19 protein-coding genes and 1 pseudogene are annotated in these 24,869 nt (G+C 59.3%); 15 read left to right on the top strand and 5 right to left on the bottom strand.

The annotated features are described in order from the left end of the window. Positions 1-164 precede the first annotated feature (164 nt). On the bottom strand, positions 165-1,640 hold the full coding sequence (locus KGB14_RS03090; RefSeq protein WP_223484046.1) for an inorganic phosphate transporter: 1,476 nt from the start codon (positions 1,638-1,640) through the stop codon (positions 165-167). A 377-nt stretch (positions 1,641-2,017) separates the two neighbouring features. Beyond that, on the bottom strand, positions 2,018-2,218 hold the full coding sequence (locus tag KGB14_RS03085; protein ID WP_007935837.1) for a hypothetical protein: 201 nt from the start codon (positions 2,216-2,218) through the stop codon (positions 2,018-2,020). Between the two features lie 649 nt (positions 2,219-2,867). On the opposite strand from KGB14_RS03085, the gene pcaR reads away from it, so the two are divergent. The 11 genes and pseudogenes from pcaR (at position 2,868) to pcaC (ending at position 13,880) form a co-directional block, all read left to right on the top strand. Beyond that, positions 2,868-3,710, top strand: a complete 843-nt coding sequence (gene pcaR / locus KGB14_RS03080; protein ID WP_007903845.1) for a pca regulon transcriptional regulator PcaR — start codon at positions 2,868-2,870, stop codon at positions 3,708-3,710. A gap of 290 nt (positions 3,711-4,000) precedes the next feature. Next, complete coding sequence (locus KGB14_RS03075; RefSeq protein WP_223484045.1) at positions 4,001-5,347, top strand: MFS transporter; 1,347 nt, start codon at positions 4,001-4,003, stop codon at positions 5,345-5,347. Between the two features lie 271 nt (positions 5,348-5,618). After that, a complete protein-coding gene (locus KGB14_RS03070) occupies positions 5,619-6,476 on the top strand; it encodes a CoA transferase subunit A (protein WP_223484044.1) in 858 nt (285 codons plus the stop codon). Further along, positions 6,476-7,255, top strand: coding sequence for a CoA-transferase subunit beta (locus KGB14_RS03065; protein ID WP_223484043.1), 780 nt, complete (start codon positions 6,476-6,478; stop codon positions 7,253-7,255). The genes KGB14_RS03070 and KGB14_RS03065 overlap by 1 nt, the downstream gene beginning before the upstream one ends. Further along, complete coding sequence (pcaF, locus tag KGB14_RS03060) at positions 7,252-8,457, top strand: 3-oxoadipyl-CoA thiolase (RefSeq protein WP_223484162.1); 1,206 nt, start codon at positions 7,252-7,254, stop codon at positions 8,455-8,457. The genes KGB14_RS03065 and pcaF overlap by 4 nt, the downstream gene beginning before the upstream one ends. Positions 8,458-8,494: 37 nt before the next feature. After that, positions 8,495-9,199, top strand: coding sequence for a protocatechuate 3,4-dioxygenase subunit beta (gene pcaH, locus KGB14_RS03055; RefSeq protein WP_223484042.1), 705 nt, complete (start codon positions 8,495-8,497; stop codon positions 9,197-9,199). A 1-nt stretch (position 9,200) separates the two neighbouring features. Beyond that, entirely contained in the window at positions 9,201-9,767 is a 567-nt protein-coding gene (pcaG, locus tag KGB14_RS03050; protein WP_223484041.1) for a protocatechuate 3,4-dioxygenase subunit alpha, read from the top strand. A 193-nt stretch (positions 9,768-9,960) separates the two neighbouring features. Next, positions 9,961-11,264: pseudogene (locus KGB14_RS03045) on the top strand (MFS family transporter). A gap of 45 nt (positions 11,265-11,309) precedes the next feature. Next, entirely contained in the window at positions 11,310-12,674 is a 1,365-nt protein-coding gene (locus KGB14_RS03040) for a 3-carboxy-cis,cis-muconate cycloisomerase (protein ID WP_223484040.1), read from the top strand. An 11-nt stretch (positions 12,675-12,685) separates the two neighbouring features. Next, positions 12,686-13,477, top strand: a complete 792-nt coding sequence (gene pcaD / locus KGB14_RS03035) for a 3-oxoadipate enol-lactonase (protein ID WP_223484039.1) — start codon at positions 12,686-12,688, stop codon at positions 13,475-13,477. Positions 13,478-13,487: 10 nt separating this feature from the next. Further along, on the top strand, positions 13,488-13,880 hold the full coding sequence (pcaC, locus tag KGB14_RS03030) for a 4-carboxymuconolactone decarboxylase (RefSeq protein WP_223484038.1): 393 nt from the start codon (positions 13,488-13,490) through the stop codon (positions 13,878-13,880). Positions 13,881-14,284: 404 nt separating this feature from the next. Here pcaC and KGB14_RS03025 read toward each other — a convergent pair whose 3' ends face one another. Continuing rightward, positions 14,285-15,544 (bottom strand): OprD family porin, encoded by a 1,260-nt coding sequence (locus tag KGB14_RS03025; RefSeq protein WP_223484037.1) that lies wholly within the window; start codon positions 15,542-15,544, stop codon positions 14,285-14,287. Positions 15,545-16,160: 616 nt separating this feature from the next. Between KGB14_RS03025 and KGB14_RS03020 the strand changes: the two genes are divergently transcribed. The 4 genes from KGB14_RS03020 (at position 16,161) to KGB14_RS03005 (ending at position 20,173) form a co-directional block, all read left to right on the top strand. After that, positions 16,161-16,421 (top strand): Os1348 family RiPP precursor, encoded by a 261-nt coding sequence (locus KGB14_RS03020; protein WP_223484161.1) that lies wholly within the window; start codon positions 16,161-16,163, stop codon positions 16,419-16,421. A gap of 113 nt (positions 16,422-16,534) precedes the next feature. Further along, entirely contained in the window at positions 16,535-17,011 is a 477-nt protein-coding gene (locus KGB14_RS03015) for a GNAT family N-acetyltransferase (protein WP_223484036.1), read from the top strand. Positions 17,012-17,026: 15 nt separating this feature from the next. Further along, positions 17,027-18,187, top strand: coding sequence for an aKG-HExxH-type peptide beta-hydroxylase (locus KGB14_RS03010; RefSeq protein WP_223484035.1), 1,161 nt, complete (start codon positions 17,027-17,029; stop codon positions 18,185-18,187). A 15-nt stretch (positions 18,188-18,202) separates the two neighbouring features. Next, positions 18,203-20,173, top strand: coding sequence for a DUF692 family multinuclear iron-containing protein (locus KGB14_RS03005; RefSeq protein WP_223484034.1), 1,971 nt, complete (start codon positions 18,203-18,205; stop codon positions 20,171-20,173). Between the two features lie 71 nt (positions 20,174-20,244). Here the strand turns inward: KGB14_RS03005 and emhC are convergent, their stop codons facing one another. Together emhC and emhB are read right to left on the bottom strand one after the other, a co-directional pair. Beyond that, entirely contained in the window at positions 20,245-21,705 is a 1,461-nt protein-coding gene (emhC, locus tag KGB14_RS03000; RefSeq protein ID WP_223484033.1) for an efflux RND transporter outer membrane subunit EmhC, read from the bottom strand. Continuing rightward, positions 21,705-24,866: an efflux RND transporter permease subunit EmhB gene (emhB, locus tag KGB14_RS02995; protein WP_223484032.1), complete on the bottom strand. Its 3,162-nt coding sequence runs from the start codon at positions 24,864-24,866 to the stop codon at positions 21,705-21,707. Before emhB ends, emhC begins: the two co-directional genes overlap by 1 nt. Positions 24,867-24,869: the final 3 nt, after the last annotated feature.

The following is a 24,869-nucleotide window of genomic DNA, read 5'->3' as shown; positions in this document are numbered from 1 at the left end:
GATGTAATGAGCACGCAAGGCATTTTGGGCGACTTCGGTCGCCCTTTTTTTTGCCTGCCGTTTTCTATTGGAATAGATAGACCAACTGTGGGAGCGGGTGTGGCGAAAATTGCAATAAAAAAGGCGCGAACCTCACGGAACGCGCCTTTTTCAGTAGCGGTGTATCAGCTACCCAGTGCCTTGGATGCCAGCCAGAACAGGCCAGCCGACAGGGCCACGGTGGCTGGCAGGGTCAGGATCCAAGCCAGCAGGATGTTTCTGACGGTGCCGCCTTGCAGGCCGCTTTTGTTGGCGACCATGGTGCCGGCCACGCCTGAAGACAGGACGTGGGTAGTGGAGACGGGCAGGCTGAAGATGTTGGCCAGGCCGATCATGCACGCGGTGGTGATCTGCGCCGACATGCCTTGGGCGTAGGTCATGCCCTGCTTGCCGATTTTCTCGCCGATGGTCAGTACCACGCGTTTCCAGCCAACCATGGTACCCAGGCCCAGTGCCAGTGCGACCGCCAGAATCACCCAGAACGGGGCGTATTCGGTAGTCGTGGTCAGGTCCTTGCGCAGTTTGTCCAGGTCAGCCTTTTCACGGGCTGCGAGGCCAGGCAACTTGCTGACTTTCTTCGCCGTGTCGTCCAGGCAGAGCAGGTAACGACGCACTTCGATGCGGCTTTCCGACGGCAGCGAGTGGTAGTCGGCTACGCCCTTGAGGGTGTCCAGCAGGGCGGCGATGGTCGGTTCGGTCTGTTGCGGGTTGCAACGGAATTTTTCCGGCAGATCGCCTTCCACGCTTTTGCCCAAGGCCAGGAATTCACCCAGCGTATCGGCATTGCGCTTGTAGAACTGGCTCAGGTGCAGGGTCGCGTCGCGAGTCCGCTCGATCTGGTAAGTCGTGCTGCCCAGGTCGAGTACGAACTGCGCCGGCACGATACCGATCAGCACCAGCATGATCAGGCCGATACCTTTCTGGCCGTCATTGGAGCCGTGCACGAAGCTGACTGCCATCGCCGAAATCACCAGCACCAGACGGTTCCAGAACGGCGGGTGTTTCTTGTCGTCGATCTTGCGGCGCTGTTCCGGTGTCTTGTGCATCTTGGACAGCGGACGCCACCATTTAAGGCCGATCAGCACCAGGGCAGCGACCAGGAACCCGGCCATCGGCGAGAACACCAGGGACGCACCGATATCGATCGCCTTCTGCCAGTTAACGCCGTCGGCCAACGGAATATCGTTGATCAAGGCGTTGGCCAGACCGACACCGAGGATCGAACCGATCAGCGTGTGGGAGCTGGAGGCGGGGATACCGAAGTACCAGGTGCCCAGGTTCCAGGTGATGGCGGCGGCGAGCAACGAAAACACCATGGCCAGTCCGTGACCGGTATTCACATTGATCAGCAGTTCTACCGGCAGCAGGTGAACGATGGCATACGCCACGCCTACACCGCCCAGCAGCACGCCGAGGAAGTTGAACACACCGGAAAAGAACACCGCCAGATGAGGCGGCATGGCTTTGGTGTAGATAACAGTGGCAACCGCGTTAGCGGTGTCATGAAAGCCGTTGATGAACTCGAAGGCGAGGACAAAGGCCAGGGCGAGCAAGAGGCTCACAAGCACCCAAGCATCCAGTCCGCTGAATAAATCGATCATGAAGGTTTTCTGACCCGGTCATAAGGGGGCGCGATTATGCCAGAAAAGACTGCTAATCGATGCACTTGCTGCTCATCGGTTACATTCTTCAACGAATTTATTTGTGACCATCCCCTGAGGCGCAGTCTTTTTCAGGGTTTTACAAGTCATTGAATTCGTGTGGAAAGGCAGCAGCCACAAGGGTTTCTCCCGTTGAGTCGAGAGGCTTGAACGCTTGTGGGAAGTATCAGAGATGAGGGCCGGACAGGAACCATTTCATCTCATTCATAGATGAGATGTCCGCTGCCCGCTGGTGGCGGGCGCGAAAAGCAACATCGACACAACCCGCTTTTAACGGGTGCGGACGCAGTCTCTTGAAAAGATTCAGGCCGAGGTGGTCATGGCTCTTCGGCTTTGAGTTCCTTTTCCATCTTCTGCAGTTCCTGGGTGAAGGCCTGGTCCTGAACGGTGGCGCGTTTACGCCAGGGTTTGCGTTCGGGTTCGGGCTGAGCGGCGTAGGTGGTGACTTCCCCGCCGTAAACTTCCTTGTAACGTTGTTCCTGGCGCTCAAGTTCCGCGCGCAGTTCGTCTTTCGTCACAGTGCTACCTGATTGAGTTGAGATAAATTCTGGTGAAACGCGCTGCATCGATTTATCGACCACGCTCATCGAAGGGACAGTGCCTGACACGGCATCGTTCCCACGGCGCAATCAATACTTCCATGTTGCAGGCGGCCACGGCACCAGAGAAAAACAGCTGACGCAGCATCAGTCTCCTGTTTCAGCGAGCGCGTTGGCGGAGCATATGAAATGAGCGTCAGGCGCTTGCTGCGGACAGCGGCAATGGATATTGCGCTGCCGGCTGGCGGAATCGGGATGTAAAAAACCGGTCGCCATGAGATGCATTATAGCGGTCGATCCAAAGAACACTATCTCTTGTACGTTAAAAGTAGTTTCTGATACGTGATGGATTTGTTAATCGCAACTTTATCGGTAACTACAGTACGGGTGACGCCATTTGCAACGGTGACTTTCTGGCGTCATTAAGTCGAACAAATTAATACATCGACCCCTGTATGTCACTGACCGAAAGTAACAACCTTATGATAGGGAATGAGCTCATTGTAGGCGGCACCGATTGCGATTATCGGCCCAGCGTTCGATAATCGCCCATTCCTGGCAGGCGGTGGCTTGTGTGCCGGACCGGGAGCCGCTTGTAATAGTCGCTGATCCGTGTAGGAAACCTGATATGAACGATCAAATGCGCAATTCCTTCGCTTCAGTGGCGCCGCCGATCGTCGCCTCGCCAGCGAAGCGAATCCAGGCCCTGACCGGTGACCCGGATTTCATGACCTCCCTGGCCCGTGGTCTGGCTGTGGTGCAAGCATTCCAGGAACGCAAGCGGCACTTGACCATTGCGCAGATCAGCCACCGCACGGAAATTCCCCGCGCCGCCGTGCGACGTTGCCTGCACACCCTGATCAAGCTCGGCTACGCCACTACTGACGGACGCACCTATTCGCTGCTGCCCAAAGTATTGACCCTGGGCCATGCCTATTTGTCGTCGACGCCATTGGCGGTTTCTGCCCAGCCGTACCTGGACCGCATGAGCGAGCAACTGCACGAGGCCTGCAACATGGCCACGCTGGAAGGCGATGACATTTTGTATATCGCGCGGTCGGCCACCACCCAGCGGCTGATTTCCGTCGACCTCTCGGTGGGTGGACGGCTGCCGGCCTATTGCACGTCCATGGGCAGGATTCTTCTCGCCGCGCTGGACGACACGTCCCTGCGCGAATACCTCGATCATGCAGAACTGCAAGCCAAGACCAGTCGCACCTTGCATACCCCCGAGGCGTTGCTCGAATGCCTGCAAGAGGTACGGCAACAGGGCTGGTGCATCGTTGATCAGGAACTGGAGCAGGGCCTGCGTTCGATTGCCGTTCCGGTGTACGACGCTTCCGGGCAAGTGGTGGCGGCGTTAAACGTCAGCACCCACGCCGGCCGGGTTAGCCGTAGCGAACTGGAGCAACGTTTCCTGCCCGGTCTGCTAAGCGCCAGTCGTGACCTGAGCGCACAACTCTTTGCCTAAGCTGTTCGATAAACGCACAGAGTTGCGCTTATCGAATTGACGCTCTTTCCCTTGGCTCATTAATGTCGCGGCAGCGTCATCCGGCGCTGCTGGCCTTCAGTCAGTCGCCGGACGACGACCCCAATAATAATGAGAAGAGGCCTTCCCCATGCGCACGTTTCCCGACTGCCGCTGTTCCCACCGGTTCATTTGCCGAAACCGGATCGCCTGATCCCGACCTCCTTTTCTGGTAACAGCGTCAGCCCTGGCTGACACCTGTTCGACTGCGTTCTTTGCGTGGAATAAAAATAATGAACCAGCCTCAGTCTGCTGTAGGAAACTGCCTCGACGTGCAGTCCTTCATCAACGCTCAACCCATTTCGCGCTACCAATGGCGGGTAGTGATCCTGTGTTTCCTGATTGTCTTCCTTGATGGCCTCGACACCGCGGCCATGGGTTTTATTGCGCCGGCACTGTCCCAGGACTGGGGCATCGATCGCGCCAGTCTCGGCCCGGTGATGAGTGCGGCGCTGATTGGCATGGTCTTCGGCGCCTTGGGTTCCGGCCCATTGGCTGACCGCTTCGGGCGAAAAGTCGTACTGGTCGGCGCGGTGCTGTTATTCGGCGCCTTCAGCCTGGCGTCGGCCTACAGCACTAACGTCGATCAGTTGCTGGTACTGCGTTTTCTCACCGGCCTGGGCCTGGGTGCTGGCATGCCGAACGCCACCACGCTGCTGTCCGAATACACCCCGGAGCGCAAGAAATCCCTGCTGGTGACCAGCATGTTTTGCGGCTTCAACCTCGGCATGGCCGGTGGCGGGTTCATCTCGGCCAAACTGATCCCGGCCTTCGGCTGGCACAGTCTGTTGATGATCGGCGGAATTCTGCCGTTGATTCTCGGGGTCGTCTTGCTGCTCTGGTTGCCGGAGTCGGCCCGCTATCTGGTGGTGCGCAATCGCGGTACGGACAAAGTGCGCAAGACCCTGGCGCCGATCGACCCGGCGGTGGTGGCTCAGGCTTCGAGCTTCAGCGTGCCGGAACAGAAAACCGTGAAGGCGCGCAATGTGTTTGCGGTGATCTTCTCCGGCACTTACAGCACCGGCACGCTGTTGCTGTGGCTGACGTACTTCATGGGCCTGGTGATCGTTTACTTGCTGACCAGTTGGCTGCCGACGCTGATGCGTGACAGCGGCGCGAGCATGGAGCAGGCGGCGTTCATTGGTGCGCTGTTCCAGTTCGGTGGGGTGTTGAGCGCGGTGGGTGTGGGCTGGGCGATGGACCGGTTCAATCCGCACAAAGTCATCGGCATTTTCTACCTGCTGGCCGGGGTGTTTGCCTACGCGGTAGGGCAGAGCCTGGGCAACATCACATTGCTGGCGACCCTGGTGCTGGTGGCCGGGATGTGCGTCAACGGTGCGCAATCGGCGATGCCGTCCCTGGCGGCGCGGTTTTACCCGACTCAAGGGCGAGCGACCGGTGTGTCATGGATGCTCGGAATTGGCCGCTTCGGCGCGATCCTCGGTGCGTGGATGGGCGCAACGCTGCTGGGCCTGGGCTGGAACTTCGAACAGGTGCTGACGGCGCTGGTGATTCCGGCCGCCTTGGCAACCACGGCGGTGGTGATCAAGGGCATGGTCAGCCATGCGGATGCGACCTGAGGACAGGTTTCAGATTCTTCAGCGAGTTTGATGACCTCTTCGCGGGCAAGCCTCGCTCCTACAAGGATTGCGCATCAACCTGTGGGAGCGGACTTGCCCGCGAAGCTTTTCAGAATAGGTAGCGAGACAACAATATGTTCGATAAACGAACACTTAGTCGATTATCGGATTGTTTGGCATTTTTCAGGGGCTTAATCTTCAGTCATTCCGGCGCTGAACCTCGCGCCTTTTTCTACCACTGTCGGTTCATAACAAAACGGGAGCCTGCCCCATGGCTGAAATCCTTTCGCTGCATGACGCGGTGAAGCAGTTCGTCAACGACGGCGATACCGTCGCGCTCGAAGGCTTCACTCACCTGATTCCTACGGCGGCGGGTCACGAAATCATCCGTCAGGGCAAGAAAGATCTGACGCTGGTGCGGATGACGCCCGACTTGATCTACGACCAGTTGATCGGTGCCGGTTGTGCTCGCAAGCTGATTTTCTCCTGGGGCGGTAACCCAGGCGTTGGTTCGCTGCACCGTTTGCGTGACGCGGTTGAAAAGCAGTGGCCGCATGCGCTGGAAATCGAAGAACACAGCCACGCCGACCTGGCCAATGCCTACGTCGCGGGCGCTTCGGGCCTACCGTTCGCGGTGCTGCGTGCCTACGGCGGTTCCGACCTGCCGAAGGTCAACCCGCTGATCAAAACCGTCACCTGCCCGTTCACCGGCGAAGTGCTGGCGGCGGTGCCGTCGGTGCGCCCGGACATCACCGTGATTCACGCACAGAAAGCCGACCGCAAAGGCAACGTGCTGCTATGGGGCATTCTCGGTGTGCAGAAAGAAGCGGCGCTGGCCGCCAAGCGTTGCATCGTTACTGTTGAAGAAATCGTCGACGACCTCAATGCGCCGATGAACGCTTGCGTACTGCCGACCTGGGCCTTGACCGCTGTCTGCCATGTACCGGGTGGTGCGCATCCGTCCTACGCCCACGGTTACACCGAACGGGATAATCGTTTCTACCAGGCTTGGGACCCGATTGCCCGCGACCGTGAAACCTTCACCGCGTGGATCAACGAGTACATCCACGGTTGCGCTGACTTCAGCAAGTTCCAGGCCAAACTGGCCGCTGCTTCGGAGGCCAAGTAATGACTTACACCACCAATGAAATGATGACCGTCGCCGCCGCCCGCCGTCTGAAAAACGGTTCGGTGTGCTTCGTCGGCATCGGCCTACCGTCGAAAGCCGCCAACCTGGCGCGTCTGACTTCCTCGCCAGACGTCGTCCTGATCTACGAATCGGGTCCGATCGGTGCCAAGCCGAGCGTATTGCCGCTGTCGATCGGTGACGGTGAGCTGGCGGAAACCGCCGACACTGTCGTCCCGACCGGTGAGATTTTTCGCTACTGGTTGCAGGGCGGGCGCATCGATGTCGGTTTTCTCGGCGCCGCGCAAGTCGACCGCTTCGGCAACATCAACACCACGGTGGTGGGTGACTACCATCAGCCCAAGGTTCGCCTGCCGGGTGCCGGTGGCGCGCCGGAGATCGCCGGTTCCGCCAAAAGTGTGCTGATCATCCTCAAGCAGTCGGCGCGCTCCTTTGTCGACAAACTCGACTTCATCACCTCGGTCGGTCATGGCGAGGGCGGTGATTCACGCAAGCGTCTCGGCCTGCCGGGCGCCGGGCCTGTCGGCATTATTACCGACCTGTGCATCATGGAGCCCGAAGCGGGGACCCATGAATTCGTGGTCACCGCGCTGCACCCAGGCGTGACCCGCGAGCAAGTGATTGCCGCCACCGGTTGGGCGATTCGCTTCGCCGATCAAGTTGAAAACACCGCCGAGCCAACCGACGTCGAGCTGACCGCGCTGCGCGATCTGGAAGCCCGCACCGCCGCCGCACACGGCCAAGCACCCGGAGAAGCCTGATGCGTGACGTTTATATCTGCGACGCCATTCGCACCCCCATCGGCCGTTTCGGCGGCGGCCTGTCGGCGGTTCGCGCCGATGACCTGGCGGCCGTGCCGATCAAGGCGCTGATGATGCGCAACCCGTCGGTGGACTGGAACGCGGTGGACGAGGTGTTCCTCGGTTGCGCCAACCAGGCCGGCGAGGACAACCGCAACGTGGCACGCATGGCGTTGCTGCTGGCCGGCCTGCCGGAAACCATTCCGGGCGTTACCCTCAATCGTCTTTGCGCTTCGGGCATGGATGCGATCGGCACCGCGTTCCGGGCCATCGCCAGCGGCGAGATGGAGCTTGCGATTGCCGGCGGCGTCGAGTCCATGTCCCGCGCACCGTTTGTGATGGGCAAGGCGGATGCGGCGTTCTCGCGCAACATGAAACTGGAAGACACCACCATCGGCTGGCGTTTCATCAACCCATTGATGAAAGCCCAATACGGCGTCGATGCGATGCCGCAGACCGCCGATAACGTGGCCGACGACTACCGCGTGTCCCGCGCCGATCAGGATGCTTTCGCCCTGCGCAGTCAGCAACGTACAGCCGCCGCGCAGGCCGCAGGATTTTTCGCCGAAGAAATCGTCGAAGTGCGCATTGCCCACAAGAAGGGGGAAAGCGTCGTCACGCAGGACGAGCACCCTCGCGCTGACACGACACTGGAAACCCTGGCCAAACTCAAACCGGTCAACGGTCCGGATAAAACCGTCACCGCCGGCAATGCCTCCGGTGTGAACGACGGCGCGGCGGCGTTGATTCTGGCTTCCGGCGACGCCGTGAAGAAGCATGGCCTGACCGCCCGCGCTCGTGTGTTGGGGATGTCGAGTGCCGGTGTCGCACCGAGGGTGATGGGCATCGGCCCAGTACCCGCGGTGCGCAAACTGACCGAGCGCCTGGGCCTGGCGGTCAGCGATTTCGATGTGATCGAACTCAACGAAGCCTTCGCCAGCCAGGGTTTGGCCGTGCTGCGTGAACTGGGATTGGCGGATGACGCGGTCCAGGTCAACCCGAACGGTGGCGCCATTGCCTTGGGCCATCCGCTGGGCATGAGCGGTGCACGCTTGGTACTGACCGCGCTGCATCAACTGGAAAAGACCGGTGGCAAGAAAGGTCTGGCGACCATGTGCGTCGGTGTCGGCCAGGGGCTGGCCTTGGCGATCGAACGCGTCTGACGCGTAGCAGTGACTAATAAGAACTGAGGAATGCTTCATGACTGACAAGCCTGGTTACCGCCGCCCGCAAGAGGGCACCCAGCCGGAGTACCTGCACCCGGCCTATCAATCCACCAACCTTCGCTCGCCGTCCAAGCCGTTGGTGTTTTTGCCTCATTCGCTGTCGGAAATCACCGGGCCGACCATCGGCGCCGAGCGCATCCAGGAGCAGGACAATGACCTGACTGCCCAGCATTCGGGCGAGCCGTTGGGTGAACGGATCATCATCCACGGCCGTGTGCTGGATGAAAACGGTCTGCCGGTGCCGGGAATTCTGGTGGAGATCTGGCAGGCCAACGCCGCCGGTCGTTACAACCATGCGCGCGACCTGCACGATGCGCCGCTGGACCCGAACTTCACCGGCACCGGCCGCACCGTGACCGACGCCGATGGCTGGTATCAGTTCCAGACCATCAAGCCCGGCGCCTATCCGTGGGGTAACCATCACAACGCCTGGCGCCCGGCGCACATCCATTTCTCACTGTTCGGGCCGAGTATTCTGACGCGCCTGGTGACCCAGATGTATTTCCCGGGTGACCCGTTGCTGGCTTACGACCCGATCTACAACTGCGTGCCCGATACCAGCGCCAAAGAACGCCTGATCGCCAGTTTCGACCTGGAAAAAACCATTCCTTCCTACGCCCTCGGTTATCGCTGGGACATCGTCTTGCGCGGCCGCGATGCCACGCCGATGGAGAAATAAGATGACGCTGAACGCGACCACGTCCCACACCGTCGGGCCGTATTACCACATCGGCCTGACCTGGCTGAACCGCGAAGACCTGACCGTTGCACAAACCCTTGGCGAGCGCGTGGCGATCACCGGGCAAGTCGTCGATGGCAATGGCGACTTCGTCAACGACGCCATGCTGGAAGTCTGGCAGGCCAACGCCGCCGGCAAATACGATCATCCCGAAGACGATCAGGACAAACCCCTGGACCCGAACTTCGAAGGGTTTGGCCGGGTGCCGGTGGATGCGCAAGGGCGCTTCCGCTTTACCACGATCAAGCCGGGTACGGTGGAAGGCTTGAAGGGCTCGACCCAGGCGCCACACCTGGTGGTGCTGGTGTTTGCTCGTGGGTTGGTGAAGCACTTGCTGACGCGGATTTACTTTGATGGTGAACCGGCCAACGTCGCGGATCCGCTGTTGGAGTGCGTGCCTGCCGAACGCCGCGGCACCTTGCTGGCGAAGCAGGATGCTGCGGGTGTTTATCAGTGGAATGTGATTTTGCAGGGGACGGATGCCGAGACGGTGTTTTTTGATTATTGAGTGAGCGCCATAAAACCTGTGGGAGCGGGCTTGCTCGCGAAAGCGGTGTGTCAGGCGACATCAATGTTGACTGTGCCGCCGTCTTCGCGAGCAAGCCCGCTCCCACAGGGAATCGTGTCGCTAATGCATTTGCGGAACGGGGCTGTTGCTAAATGTGTCTAGACTCTCACGGTCCCCAAAAGAGTGAAGAACGATGACAACTCTCACAGCTCTCTACACCCGTGAAGAACGCAACAAAAGGATCTTTGCGATTGTCGGCGCCTCGTCCGGCAATCTGGTCGAATGGTTCGACTTTTACGTCTACGCCTTCTGCGCAATCTATTTTGCCCCGGCGTTTTTCCCGTCCGACAACCCCACGGTGCAGCTGGTGAACACGGCGGGCGTATTCGCTGCCGGGTTTCTGATGCGGCCCATCGGCGGCTGGATCTTCGGTCGATTGGCGGACAAACACGGGCGCAAGAATTCGATGATGATCTCGATTCTGATATTCTGATGATGTGCTTCGGGTCGTTGCTCATCGCCTGCCTGCCGACCTACAACAGCATCGGGGTCTGGGCGCCGATCATGCTGTTGTTCGCACGTTTGCTGCAGGGCTTGTCGGTGGGCGGCGAGTACGGCACCACCGCGACCTACATGAGCGAAGTCGCCCTCAAGGGCCAGCGTGGTTTCTTTGCTTCGTTCCAGTACGTGACGTTGATTGGGGGGCAGTTGCTGGCGGTGTCGCTGGTGGTGATCCTGCAACAGTTCCTCAGCGAGGATGAATTGCGTGCCTATGGCTGGCGAATTCCGTTCGTGGTCGGTGCGGCCGCGGCGTTGATTTCGTTGTTCCTGCGTCGTGCGCTCAAGGAAACCAGCAGCAAGGAAATGCGCGAAAACAAAGACGCCGGCAGCGTCCGTGCGCTGTTCCGCGATCATAAGGCCGCGTTCATCACCGTGCTGGGTTACACCGCCGGTGGCTCGCTGATTTTCTACACCTTCACCACGTACATGCAGAAGTACCTGGTGAATACCGCCGGCATGCACGCCAAAACCGCCAGCTACATCATGACCGGCGCGCTGTTCCTTTATATGTGCATGCAACCGTTCTTCGGCATGCTCGCCGACAAGATCGGCCGGCGCAATTCGATGCTCTGGTTCGGCGCCCTCGGGACGTTGTGCACCGTACCGATCCTGTTGAGCCTGAAAAGTGTCAGCAGTCCGTTCCTGGCCTTTGTGCTGATTACCCTGGCGCTGGCGATCGTGAGTTTCTACACCTCGATCAGCGGTCTGGTGAAAGCCGAAATGTTCCCGCCAGAGGTGCGCGCCTTGGGCGTCGGCCTGGCGTATGCGGTGGCCAATGCCATCTTCGGCGGTTCGGCGGAGTATGTGGCGCTGAGCCTTAAAGCCGGGGGCATGGAAAACTCGTTCTACTGGTACGTGACGGTGATGATGGCGATCGCGTTCCTGTTCAGTCTGCGTCTGCCGAAACAGGCGAAGTATTTGCAAAATGACCTTTGATCTTTACGCGGGGGCCTGACCGGCCCTCGCCTGCAAGGACTGTTTATGAACCAACGACCGGGCAATCAATTGTTCGATGCCTACTTCACGGCACGCGACATGCGTGAGGTGTTCTGCGATCAGGGCCGGGTTCAGGCCATGCTTGATTTCGAAGCCGCACTGGCCCGGGCCGAGGCGCGGGTTGGCCTGATTCCGCAGAGCGCCGTCGAGTCTATCGAACGCGCCTGCCTCGCCGAGCATTACGACTTTGCCGCCCTCGGCGAGGCGATTGCCACGGCGGGTAATTCGGCGATTCCCTTGGTCAAGGCGCTGGGCAAGCAGATCGCCAGGAACGATGCCGAAGCCGAGCGCTATGTGCATCTGGGCGCGACCAGCCAGGACGTGATGGACACCGGCCTGGTGCTGCAACTGCGCCGCGCGCTGGAACTGATCGAAGCTGATCTGGCGCAACTGGGGGAAACCCTCGCGACCCAGGCCTGGCGTTACATCGCCACGCCGCTGGCCGGGCGTACCTGGTTGCAGCACGCGACACCGGTCACCCTTGGCATGAAGGTCGCCGGTTGGCTGGGCGCGGTGACTCGCAGCCGTCAGCGTTTGCTGGAGCTCAAGCCGCGCCTGTTGGTGCTGCAATTCGGTGGCGCCTCCGGCACCCTCGCGGCCCTTGGCGAGCAGGCGATGCCGATTGCCGAAGCCTTGGCCGCAGAACTGCAACTGACCTTGCCGGAACAACCCTGGCACACCCAGCGTGATCGTCTGGTGGAATTCGGCGCGGTGTTGGGGTTGATCGCCGGCAGCCTTGGCAAACTCGGCCGCGACATCAGCCTGTTGATGCAAACCGAAGCCGGCGAAGTGTTCGAGCCGTCGGCGCCGGGCAAGGGCGGTTCCTCGACCATGCCGCACAAACGCAACCCGGTGGGCGCGGCAGTGCTGATCGGGGCGGCGACGCGGGTGCCGGGTTTGCTCTCGACCTTGTTCAGCGCGATGCCGCAGGAACACGAACGCAGCCTGGGCCTGTGGCATGCCGAATGGGAAACCCTGCCGGAGATCTGCTGTTTGGTGTCGGGTAGCCTGCAGCAAGCGCTGTTGGTGGTCGACGGACTGGAAGTGGATGCCGACCGAATGTCCCGCAACCTCGACCTGACCCAGGGCCTGGTGCTGGCCGAAGCCGTGAGCATCGTCCTGGCGCAACGGGTCGGTCGCGACACCGCGCACCATCTGCTGGAGCAATGCTGCAAGCGCGCAGTGGCCGAGCAACGCCATCTGCGCGCGGTACTCGGCGACGAGCCGCAGGTGACTGCCGAGCTGTCGGACGCTGAACTCGATCGTCTGCTGGACCCCGCCCATTACCTCGGTCAGGCCCATACCTGGGTCGAGCGAGCGGTGGCTGAACATTTTGCGTTGATTGCCTGAAGGAGACTGCTGTGGCTTTCGTACAACTCGCCGAGGGCGAACTGCATTACCAACTTGATGGGCCGGTCGATGCGCCGGTGCTGGTGTTGTCCAACTCGTTGGGCACCAACCTACACATGTGGGACGCGCAAATCCCGGCGTTCATCGAGCACTTTCGCGTGCTGCGTTTTGATACCCGTGGTCACGGCCAGTCGTTGGTGACGTCGGGGCCGTACAGCATCGAGCAACTCGGTCGCGACGTACTGGCGTTGCTGGATGCGTTGCACATCGAACGCGCGCATTTCTGTGGTCTGTCCATGGGCGGGTTGATTGGCCAGTGGCTGGGGATCAATGCCAGTCAGCGTTTGAACAAACTGATTGTGTGCAACACCGCGGCGAAAATCGGCGATCCATCAGTGTGGAATCCACGGATCGAAACCGTCCTGCGTGACGGTGCGGCGGCGATGGTTGCCCTGCGCGATGCATCGATTGCACGCTGGTTTACTCCAGACTTTTCCGAGGCCAATCCGGCAGTGGCGAAGCAGATTACCGACATGCTCGCGGCCACCTCGCCTGAAGGTTACGCGGCCAATTGCGCGGCGGTGCGCGATGCCGATTTCCGCGATCAGTTGTCCTCGATTCAGGTGCCGCTGCTGGTGATCGCTGGCACCGAAGACGCCGTGACGCCACCGTCTGGCGGACATTTCATTCAGGAACATGTGCGGGGCGCCGAGTACGCCGAGTTCTACGCCGCACACCTGTCCAACGTCCAGGCCGGCGCTGCGTTCAGCGAGCGGGTGCTGGCGTTTCTGTCGGCTCTTTGAGGGTTTTTTCGTGGATGAGAAACAACGTTACGACGAAGGGCTGAAAGTCCGCCGTGCAGTCCTCGGCGACGCCCATGTCGACCGCAGCCTGAACGCGCTGACCGAGTTCAACTCGGAGTTCCAGGAGATGATCACCCGCCACGCCTGGGGCGACATCTGGACCCGCCCGGGCCTGCCGCGCCACACCCGCAGCCTGATCACCATCGCCATGCTGATCGGCATGAACCGCAACGAAGAACTCAAACTGCACCTGCGCGCCGCCGCCAACAACGGCGTGACCCGCGGCGAGATCAAGGAAGTGATCATGCAGAGCGCAATCTACTGCGGCATCCCGGCGGCCAACGCGACGTTCCACCTGGCCGAGTCGGTGTGGGATGAGTTGGGGATTGAGTCGCGGGAGTGATCCGCGAAAGTTGTGTTGCCTGAGCTGACGCCTTCGCGGGCAAGCCTCGCTCCCACAGGTCTGCGGTGTGAACGCAAATGTTGTGTTCACCGAAGATCCCTGTGGGAGCCGGGCTTGCCCGCGATGGCGGCAGTCCGTTCAATATTGATGTGACTGAACGATTGCCATCGCGGGCAAGCCCGCTCCCACAGTTGTCCGGTGTGAACGCAAATGTTGTGTTCGCCAAAGATCCCTGTGGGAGCCGGGCTTGCCCGCGATGGCGGCAGTCCATTCAATATTGATGTGACTGAAAGATTGCCATCGCGAGCAGGCTCGCTCCCACAGGTCTGCGGTGTGAACGCAAAACTTGCGGTCACGCCGGACAACTGTGGGAGCGAGCCTGCTCGCGATGGCGGTAGTGGGGTTTACAGCAGGCTGATCGGATAGCTGACGATCAACCGGTTCTCGTCAAACTCGTTGTTACTGAAGTCGCGGCGGATGGTCGAGTTGCGCCATCTGACGTTGAAGTCTTTGAGCGCGCCGCTTTGTACGGTGTAGCCCAGTTCACTTTCGCGACCCCATTCCTTGCCGTCGCTGGTGGTTGCGGTGTGGACGTTGTCGCCGCTGATGTAGCGGTTCATCAGGGTCAGGCCCGGGACGCCAAGGGCGGCAAAGTTGTAGTCGTGGCGTAGTTGCCAGGATTTTTCCTTCGCGTTGTCATAGCTGGCGTTGTAGCTGTCGTTGGCCAGGGTGCCACCGCTGGTGCCGTTGACCCGCATCCAGGCGCTGTCGCCAGTGAGTTTTTGCAGGCCGACGTAGAAGGTGTTACCGCCGTATTTGGCCGAGAACAGGCCTGACCAGGTCTTGTTGTCCAGCTCGCCAGCCCGGGCGCTGCCGTCATCCTTGCCGTAAAAGAACCCCAGGTTTGCACCCAGCGTCCAGTCGCCCAGCGGTTGGGTGTGGATCAGGTTGACGTATTGCTGGCTGTAGATGTCCTTGAGTTCAGCATTCCACAGGCCGATCTGGGTGCGCTTGTCGTTGAAGGCATATTCGCCACCCTGGAAGTTGAAGCGGTCTGAGGTGAACGCGGCTTTGCCGGTCATCGACATGTCGCTCATGCTGCTGTCGTCGCGCGGGCTGTTGGCGCGGAACTGGCCGCCATAGAGCGTCAGACCATCGATTTCCTTCGAGGTGATCTGGCCGCCACGGAAGGTTTGCGGCAGCGAACGACCGTCGTCCGAACGCAGGATCGGCAGTACCGGCATCCATTCGCCAACCTTCACTTCGGTCTGGGACAGCTTGGCCTTGAACGCCACGTTGGTGCGACCGAAGTTATCCGCCGGGCGACCATCGTGATCCAGCGGCAACAACTGCGTACCGCCGGTACCTTTGCCGCCGTCGAGCTTGATCGAATACAAACCCAGCACGTCCATGCCAAACCCGACGGTGCCCTGGGTGAACCCGGACTTGGCGTCGAGAATGAAGCTTTGCGTCCACTCTTCAGCCTTGCCCTGCGCCTTGGTCGGGTTGGTGAAGTTACGGTTGATGTAGAAGTTACGCAGGTTCAGGTTGACCTTGGCGCCTTCGACAAAGCCCGACTCCTCCGCCATGGCGGGCAGGGCCGCGCCGGCCAGTGCGATGGCGATCAGGCTGGGAAAGAAATACTGCGTGTAGGAGGGAATCATGGGCTCGGGTCTCTCTAATTATCAGGGATGAAGCAGTACGCAGTCGCAACCAGAGGTCGCAGACAAAAAATCGGGTTTGGATAAACGAACGGAGCTCAGCCGGAGCGAGTAGGGCGCGTAGTCATGGTGTTGAACCTGTTGTTATTGGTTTTTGCAGGTGCGGGCAATGGTGCGAGGGATAGGCGGGGGGATTCAATCGGGCGGACGGGGTTTTGGGCGATTATCGAACGCTAATCGACGTCTACCTGCATCGATGGCATGAGGCATTCTTAATTAAATCCCATAGTTATCCAGCTCATTAATGGGGCGGGCAGGTAGGTGTTCTATAAATGACGCTTTATTGTTTGGGTTTGAGGTTGGATGGAAGTGTTTATTGCTTTGGTTGTAAGAGGTTTCCTACAGATCTTACAGTCAGTAAAGGTATATAGGTAATCGCCAGTTAAACTTAAGATTTGGTGTTGTCGCTTATCGTAAAAAGATTTAAAGCGCCTCCTCGATGTGGCTGGAAAAGAAAGGAGGTCTTGCTATATTCAAAGTCCTCAGGGCGGGCAAGGGAACATTTTATGCGCCGTCAGGAGTCCATGTTTGTCATGCCGAAATAACAAGGAGAAACACCATGCCCACAAGAGTGAATCAGGAGCGTCTTGCTTCGGTCGTAGGTCGCGCCCTTATCGATAAGGACTTCGCTGCAAAACTGCATGCAGATGCCGAGGCCGCTGCAAAAGGAATTGGTGTGCACTTAAGTGCTACTGAACTTACAGCCGTAAAAAATATTGATGCTACAAAACTGGTGAGTGCCGGTGCGGGTATTCGCGACAAACTGGGTAATGCTGCGATATTCGACCAACAACAGAATGTACAGGCACAAATGGATTAAAGGACGGCGATGCTGTTTGGCGTGCCACGGAAAGCCGGACGATTTCTGCGGTACGCCAAATGGCTCGATTCAACAGCAAGACACAACATGGTCGAACAGGGAGTAAATGACCCATGCCTGTCACCTTGGCACCCATGGACAACGCGGACTTCGTGACTTTCGCCGAAAGAGCCGTTGCCGAGTATGGCCAGGGCATGGTCGCCTCGGGTGAATGGGCTTCGGAGGAGGCATCGCAAAAGTCCAGGAACGTCTTCGAGCAGTTATTGCCGCAAGGTCTGCAGACTGAAAACAATCAACTCTGGGTGATCAAGGACGAAGACCGGCGCGTCGGTGAACTGTGGCTCGCTCAACGCCACGCGGGTACCCGGCCGATTGTCTTTATTCTGGATTTATACATTGAACCTGGCGAGCGCCGTCAGGGTTATGCCAGGCAATCAATGCTGGCCGCCGAGGCATGGGCACGCCAGACGGGGTGCGAGGAAGTGCGCTTGCATGTCTTTGGTCGCAACGATGCGGCTCGTCGTCTTTATGAACAACTCGGTTATGGCGTCGCCAGTCTGACGATGGCGAAGCCGTTGCTGCCAGCCTAAGGGAAGGTTTGAAAAATGGATATCGGGAACAGTGGGCAACGTGAGTTATCCGTCGACGATTTATTTCAGGGCACTACCTTTCTCCCGGATACGGAGCCTTCACGATTTGAAGTATTGCTGGAACGCGTCAGTCGAAATCGCTATACGATCTTTACTGTGCTGTATGCCGAACTTTTCAAACTATTCCCCGACTCACCGCACTTGGCGGTTTTTTTTGAGCAGGCCGTGAACCTTATCGTGCTCCCGCCTCAGGAACAGCACCCGATTATCAATGATCCGGTGTTTCAAGTGTGGCAGGGGATGACGTTTCGTTATACCAATCAGGTGTTGACCGAAAAGTCTGAAGATACGGCCATGTTGGAAAAAATGCTGATCGAGTTTCCCGATGTGCTGGCGCGCGTAAAGGCAAAGGATAAAATCCGGCCTGTTCATGATTGTCCGCCGCTGTATCGATTTGATGTCGATCCGCTGATCGCGATAGCGACTCCACCCAGTTATGAGTTTCCAAAAGATGAAGAAGCTCGCAAACAATTAGAGCGTAGTGGCCACCCCGTGCGCTTTTTTAGCGATATCGTGAATATTGCCCTGTTGCGAATGGAGCACACCTGGCCGGCCTGCCATGAGCGGTTTAAACAACTGGTCAAAGCTATTTGTTATTTGCCCGATGGTTTATTTCGAAGTTGTTCGGCTTCCCGTTACACCGGGGTCATCCTGTTGTCGAGTCGGGACAATTCGATACTCGATCTGGAAGAGTCCCTGGTGCATGAGGCCACTCATCAACTGCTCTACTACATTGTTGAAATGTGCCCGGTCGTCGCCGAAGGCGCCTCGCGAGAAGCGTCGTTCACCCTCCCGTGGTCAGGGCAGAAGCGTGACTTGTACGGTTATTTTCACGCGTTTTACGTGTATATCGCGTTGGTCAAATACCTGGAGCGGGTCCGCTCGCGCTCGTCCCATGAACTGCAGCAAGCGCAAAACCGTCTGGCGTTCATCATGCGGGGGTTGACCCGGGCCTTGCCGGATCTGGAAGCCAGTGGCGATTTCACCCCCCAGGGGCGCCAGCTTCTGGAAAACCTGGTCAAGGAAGTCAGAGCACTGGAGAGCAAGCACGCCGGCCTGTTGGCGAAGACGACGCCGGCGACGGTGACAGAACGCGTGCTGGGTGCGACGGCTTAAGCTCGGGAGACGATCATGGCGATGTTTGATGCTTCGCAATTTCCCGAGGCAGGGGTGGGGCTGGAGTACCACTTGCCACGACGCGGCTCTCGGGAGGACAGGTCGCAGGAGGGGCTTGATCCGACCGTCGAACGGATTCTCGCTGAGGGTTTGCCGCATTTCGATTATGTGGAGTTTCAGCCGACGCACTGCATTCTGGAGCCTCGTTTGCTTGAGGTCGGCGCTCGAGTACCGAGTTTGCTGCATTCATCCAGTTTGTCCCTGGGCAGCGTGGGTATCGCGATGGATCGCGAGTTCCTGCACATGACGCGGCGACTGTGCGACAAAACCCGCTCGCCATGGCTGGCCGAGCATATTTCCTGGTCGCGTTTCCACGGTGGCGACACTCAGCACTTCATTTTGCCGACCCTGGCCCAAGAGGTGGCTGACACGGTGGTGGCCAATGCCATTGAATTGCGCGAGCTCACGGCAACGCTGCTGGTGCTTGAAAACGCGCCGCGATTGTTTTCATTGGCGGGCGCACAGGAGCAGTCCGAAGGCGAGTTCATCTCCAGTGTGGTGGAGCGCAGCGGCTCGGGCTTTCTGCTGGATCTCGACAGCGCGATCACGACCGCCAGAACCCTGGGTTACGACCTGAACGACTATTTGCGTTCGTTGCCGCTGGACCGGTTGATTGAAATTCACACCGGCCATCCGCGGCGGGACTGGGACATCTTGCGTCATTTGTTTGCCTCATCGCCGGTGAAAGCGATCACCCTTGAGTGGGATATTTCCCGCAAAACAGATGACGCGGAACTGTTGACGTTGATCAAGGCCATCAAGTCCTTGAGACCCAAGGCCTTGTTCTGGCAAGGGCGCGATCAGCAGGTCGAGCAAGAGACGCCATCGGCGGGCGCGCAGACCCCATTGAAACTCAGGGAAAGCACCTGGCTCAGCATTGGCTCGGCGTCGTTTTTTATCCGGGATCGGCAGCAGAACTTGAGCCTGGAATTTTGCGTAACGTTTCTGCCGTTACTGCGCCACTTCCTGAGCCCGCAGACGCTGGAGAGTGCCTTGTTGCTACCGGGTGTTTTGCAGAGTTCTGCACAGGACGACAATCTGGCGTTCCTGAGGACGCTGGTCGGCCACGGTGTTTTACTGCCTGTCGCGAATCAATTGGACACGATCACCTCTGGTGAGGGTAAGCATCCGCTCGACCTTTGGACCCACTGGGACGCAGCGCTGGAGTTTTACCTGAGTACCCGGACCGGCTCGCATACGCCCTACATCAGCGTTGTCGAACTGGAAACGGAACTGGAGCAAAAGGCCTCGACGCAACGCCAACCGTCGACGTTCAAGGACTATTGGTCTCATCCGTTCATTGCCCTGGAAAACCCGCTGCAGACTTCCTGCGCGATCGCTCAGCCGACGTTGCTGGACACGCTGTGCAATCGCCGCACGTCGCGAACCTTCAGTGATCAACCGTTGAGTTCAGCGCAACTGTCCCTGTTGCTCTACTACACCTGGGGCGCGACGGCCATGGAGCAGAACCGCATGGGCGACTACTTTCTGAAGAAAACCTCGCCGGCCGGCGGTTCGCTGCAGGGCACCGAGGTGTATGCGGTGCTGATGAATGTGCAAGGTTTCGAGCGGGGTCTTTACCACTATTCGGTACGCCGTCATGGGCTTGAGCTGCTTTCCCTGGAAGATCCGCGAGCCTGGGTCAGCGAGGCCTGTGGCGGGCAGTCGTGGATCAAGGACGCGGCGGCGGTGTTCGTTTCCACGGCGCGGGTCGAGCGGATGGCCTGGAAATACGAATTCAGCCGCGCACTGCGGGTGTCGCTGATGGATACCGGGCATCTGAGCCAGACCTTTTCACTGCTGGCCACCGCTCTGGACCTGGGCTGTTTCACCACGGCGGCATTACGCGACGAAATGTTCGAAAACCGGTTAGGGCTCGATTATCTGGAGGAACCGGTGTTTCTGGTCAATGGGGTTGGCGGCTGAGACGAACACGCCCGCTTTTCCATGGCCAACAAAAAGCCCACCAATCGGTGGGCTTCGTGTTTACCGCGCTATCAGAACAACTTCATCTTTGGCGCTTCTTCTTTCAACGGCTCGTTCTTCGCCGTCTGTTCATTCCAGCCACCCCCCAGCGCCTTGTACAGATTGACCGCGCTGACCAGCTGCGCCAGACGGTCGGTGATCAGCGCTTGTTGGGCACTGAACAGCTGACGCTGGGCGTCGAGGAAGGTCAGGTTGCTGTCGACACCGATGCGGTAACGACGCTCGGCCAGCCGGTAGTAGTCCTGGTTGGCGCTGACGAAGTCACGCTGAGCTTGCAACTGCTCGGTGTAGGTCTGGCGTGCGGCCAGGCCATCGGCGACTTCCTGGAAGGCCGTTTGAATGGACTTCTCGTAGTTCGCCACGCCGATGTCTTTCTGGATTTTTGAGTAATCCAGGCTGGCGCGCAGGCTGCCGGCGTTGAAGATCGGCAGGTTGATCTGCGGCTGGAACAACCAGGTGCCCGAACCGCCCTTGAACAGACCGGAAAGGTCCGGGCTCAGGGAGCCGGCATTGGCGGTCAGGCTGATGCTCGGGAAGAACGCAGCCCGCGCCGCGCCGATGTTGGCGTTGGCAGCCTTGAGGTTGTACTCGGCCTGAAGGATGTCTGGACGACGTTGCAGCAAATCCGACGGCAGGCCGGCCGGCACTTCGCTCAGCAGGTCGTCCGACAGTGGCTTGGCCGCTTGCAGATTGGCCGGGATACCGGTGCCGAGCAGCAGCACCAGGCTGTTTTCATCCTGGGCAACCTGACGGGTGTATTTGGCCTGTTGCGCGCGGGCATTTTCCACCGAAGTGCGCGACTGGGCCAGATCCAGTGCCGAGGCTACACCCACTTCGTTGCTGCGCGAGGTGAGCTTGTAGCTCTCCTCGTAGGCACCGAGGGTTTCCTGAGTGAGCTTGAGCAATTCCTTGTCAGCCTGCCAGGTCAGGTAGGCATTGGCCACACTGGCCACCAGGCTGATCTGGGTACTGCGGCGTGCTTCTTCAGTGGCGAAGTATTTCTGCAGGGCTTCTTCGCTCAGGCTGCGAACCCGACCGAACAGGTCGAGTTCATAGGCACTGATGCCGACGGTGGCTGAGTAGGAGCTGGTGATGCCCGCTTCACCGGTTTGCGAGGCCCGCGCCGGAACCCGCTGACGGCTGCCGCTGCCGGTGGCCGAAACCGCCGGGTACAGATCGGCGCGCTGGATGCGGTATTGAGCCGCATAAGCGTCGATGTTCAGCGCCGCGACGCGCAGGTCACGGTTGTTCTCCAGCGCGGTCTGAATCATCTGTTGCAGCGCCGGGTCGTGGAAAAACTGCTTCCAGCCCTGTTCGGCGGCAGCCTGGTTGGGCGCCTGGGCCGGTGAATACGCCGGGCCTTGCGGGTATTGGCCCGCCACCGGTGCTTCAGGCTGCTGATAGTCGGGTATCAGCGAGCAGCCGCTCAGCACGAAGGCAGCGACTGCGATGGAGAGTAGCGACTTGCTCATTAGCCAGCCTCTTTAGAAGGTTCAATGGCGTCATCCTGATCGGCGATTTTGCGCTGACCCATGGACGACACGGTGACGAAGAACAACGGGACCCAGAAGATCGCCAGGATCGTGGCCGTGAGCATACCGCCAATTACCCCGGTACCGATCGCATGTTGGCTACCCGAACCCGCACCCGTGGAAATGGCCAGTGGCACCACACCGAGCACAAACGCGAGCGAGGTCATGATGATCGGTCGCAGACGCATCCGGCAGGCTTCGATCGCTGCCTCGCGCAGGCTACGTCCTTGCTCATGCAGCTCCTTGGCGAACTCGACGATCAGAATGGCGTTTTTCGCCGCCAGACCGATGGTGGTCAACAGCCCCACCTGGAAGTACACGTCGTTGGACAGGCCACGCAGGCTGGTCGCCATCAGCGCACCGATGATCCCCAGCGGCACCACCAGCATCACCGCGATCGGGATCGACCAGCTTTCATACAGCGCCGCCAGACACAGGAACACCATCAGTAGCGACAGGGCATACAACGCTGGCGCTTGCGAGCCGGACAGACGTTCCTCGTACGACAGGCCGGTCCAGGAAATACCGACACCGGCCGGCAGTTTCTTGGCCAGGGCTTCGACTTCGGCCATGGCTTCACCGGTGGAATAACCTGGCGCCGGGGCACCGAGGATTTCCATTGCTTCTACGCCGTTGTAACGGGCCAGTTTTGGCGATCCGTAGATCCACTCACCCTTGGCGAACGCGGAGAACGGAACCATGGTGCCGGCGCTGTTGCGCACGTACCACTTCTTCAGGTCTTCGGGGCTCATGCGAGCGCCAGGCAGGCCTTGTATGTAAACCTTCTTCACTCGACCGCGGTCGATGAAGTCGTTCACATAGCTACTGCCCAGGGCAATCGACAGGGTGTTGTTGATGTCGGTGAGGGTCACGCCCAGGGCGCTGGCCTTCTCATCATCGATTTCCAGCTGGTATTGCGGCTCGTCGTTCAGGCCGTTAGGACGCACTTGCGACAGGACCTTGCTTTGCGCCGCCATGCCGAGGAACTGGTTGCGTGCCGCCATCAGCTTTTCGTGACCAATACCGGCGCGGTCCTGAAGGAATACGTCGAAACCGGTGGCGTTACCCAGTTCCAGTACCGCCGGAGGCGCGAAGGCAAACACCATGGCGTCGCGGAAGGTAAAGAAGTGCTGTTGGGCACGGGCCGCCAGTTTGAACACGCTGTTGTCGGCGTTACGTTCGTCCCAGGGTTTGAGCATGATGAACGCCATACCCGAACTCTGGCCACGACCGGCGAAGTTGAAGCCGGTCACGGTAAATACCGAGGCCACCGCGTCGCCTTCGCCGCCTTCCTTGCTTGGACGCAGCAGAAATTCGCGCATTTCGTCCACGACCACTTGCGTGCGCTGGGAGCTGGAGCCGGCCGGTGTCTGCACCTGAGCAAACAGTACACCCTGGTCTTCTTCCGGCAGGAACGCCGTTGGAATACGGGTGAACAGCCAGATCATGCCGACCACGATGATCAGATACGCCAGCAGGTACGGAGCCTTGTGCGCGAGCATATTGCCCACGCCGCGCTCATAGCTTTTGACGCCACGGTCGAAGCTGCGGTTGAACCAGCCGAAGAAGCCACGTTTCGGTATGCCATGCTCGCCTTTCGGAATCGCTTTGAGCATGGTCGCGCAGAGTGCCGGGGTGAAGATCAACGCCACCATCACCGACAAGGCCATGGCCGAAACGATGGTGATCGAGAACTGCTTGTAGATCACACCGGTGGAGCCACTGAAGAACGCCATCGGTAGCAGTACCGCCGACAGCACCAGGGCGATACCGACCAGGGCTCCCTGGATCTGCCCCATGGATTTCTTGGTGGCTTCCTTGGGTGACAGGCCTTCTTCGCTCATGACCCGTTCGACGTTTTCCACCACGACGATGGCATCGTCCACCAACAAGCCAATGGCCAACACCATACCGAACATGGTCAGGGTGTTGATGCTGAAACCGAATGCCGCCAGGATCCCGAACGTACCCAGCAATACCACTGGCACGGTCATCGTGGTGATGACGGTGGCGCGGAAGTTTTGCAGGAACAGGAACATCACCAGGAACACCAGCACGATCGCTTCGACCAGGGTTTCAACCACACCCTTGATCGACTCGGTCACCACCGGGGTGGTGTCGTACGGGAACACCACTTCCATCCCTTCCGGGAAAAACGGTTTCAGGTCATCGATGGTTTTGCGCAGGGCTTTTGCGGTGTCGAGGGCGTTGGCACCGTTGGCCAGTTTTACCGCCAGACCGGAGGCCGGGGCGCCGTTGAACTGGGCACTGATCGAGTAGTTCTCACCACCCAGACCGACTTCCGCAACGTCGCCGACACGCACTTGCGAGCCGTCCTTGTTGACCTTCAGCAGGATCGACTTGAACTGTTCGGCGGTTTGCAGACGGGTCTTGCCGATGATCGTAGCGTTCAGTTGCTGGCCGGGCAGGGCAGGCAAGCCGCCGAGTTGACCGGACGATACCTGGACGTTCTGCGCCGCGATGGCGGTTTTCACGTCCACCGGAGTCAGGTTGTAGTTGTTCAACTTTGCCGGGTCGAGCCAGATCCGCATCGCGTACTGGGCACCGAAGACCTGGAAGTCACCGACACCGGCGGTGCGCGAGATCGGGTCCTGCATGTTCGACACGATGTAGTTGGACAGGTCGTCCTTGGTCATGCTGCCGTCACGCGATACCACACCGATGACCATCAGGAAGTTTTTCACCGACTTGGTCACGCGGATACCCTGTTGCTGCACTTCTTGCGGCAGCAGCGGGGTGGCGAGGTTCAGCTTGTTCTGGACCTGAACCTGCGCGGTATCGGAGCTGGTGCCCTGCTCGAAGGTCGCGGTAATGGTCATGTTGCCGTCGGAGTTACTTTCCGACGAGACATAACGCAGGTTGTCGATACCGTTGAGCTGTTGCTCGATCACTTGCACCACGGTGTCCTGCACGGTTTGTGCAGATGCGCCTGGGTAGGTCACCGAAATGGCAATGGCCGGAGGCGCAATGCTCGGGTATTGGTTGATCGGCAGTTTGAGGATCGATAGAGCCCCGACCAGCATGATCACCAGGGCAATTACCCAGGCGAAAATCGGACGGTCGATAAAAAATTTCGACATGGT

The sequence above is a fragment of the Pseudomonas sp. A-RE-19 genome, from assembly GCF_019956555.1.
GTDB lineage: Bacteria > Pseudomonadota > Gammaproteobacteria > Pseudomonadales > Pseudomonadaceae > Aquipseudomonas.
This window is presented reverse-complemented; position numbering and strand designations above follow the sequence as displayed.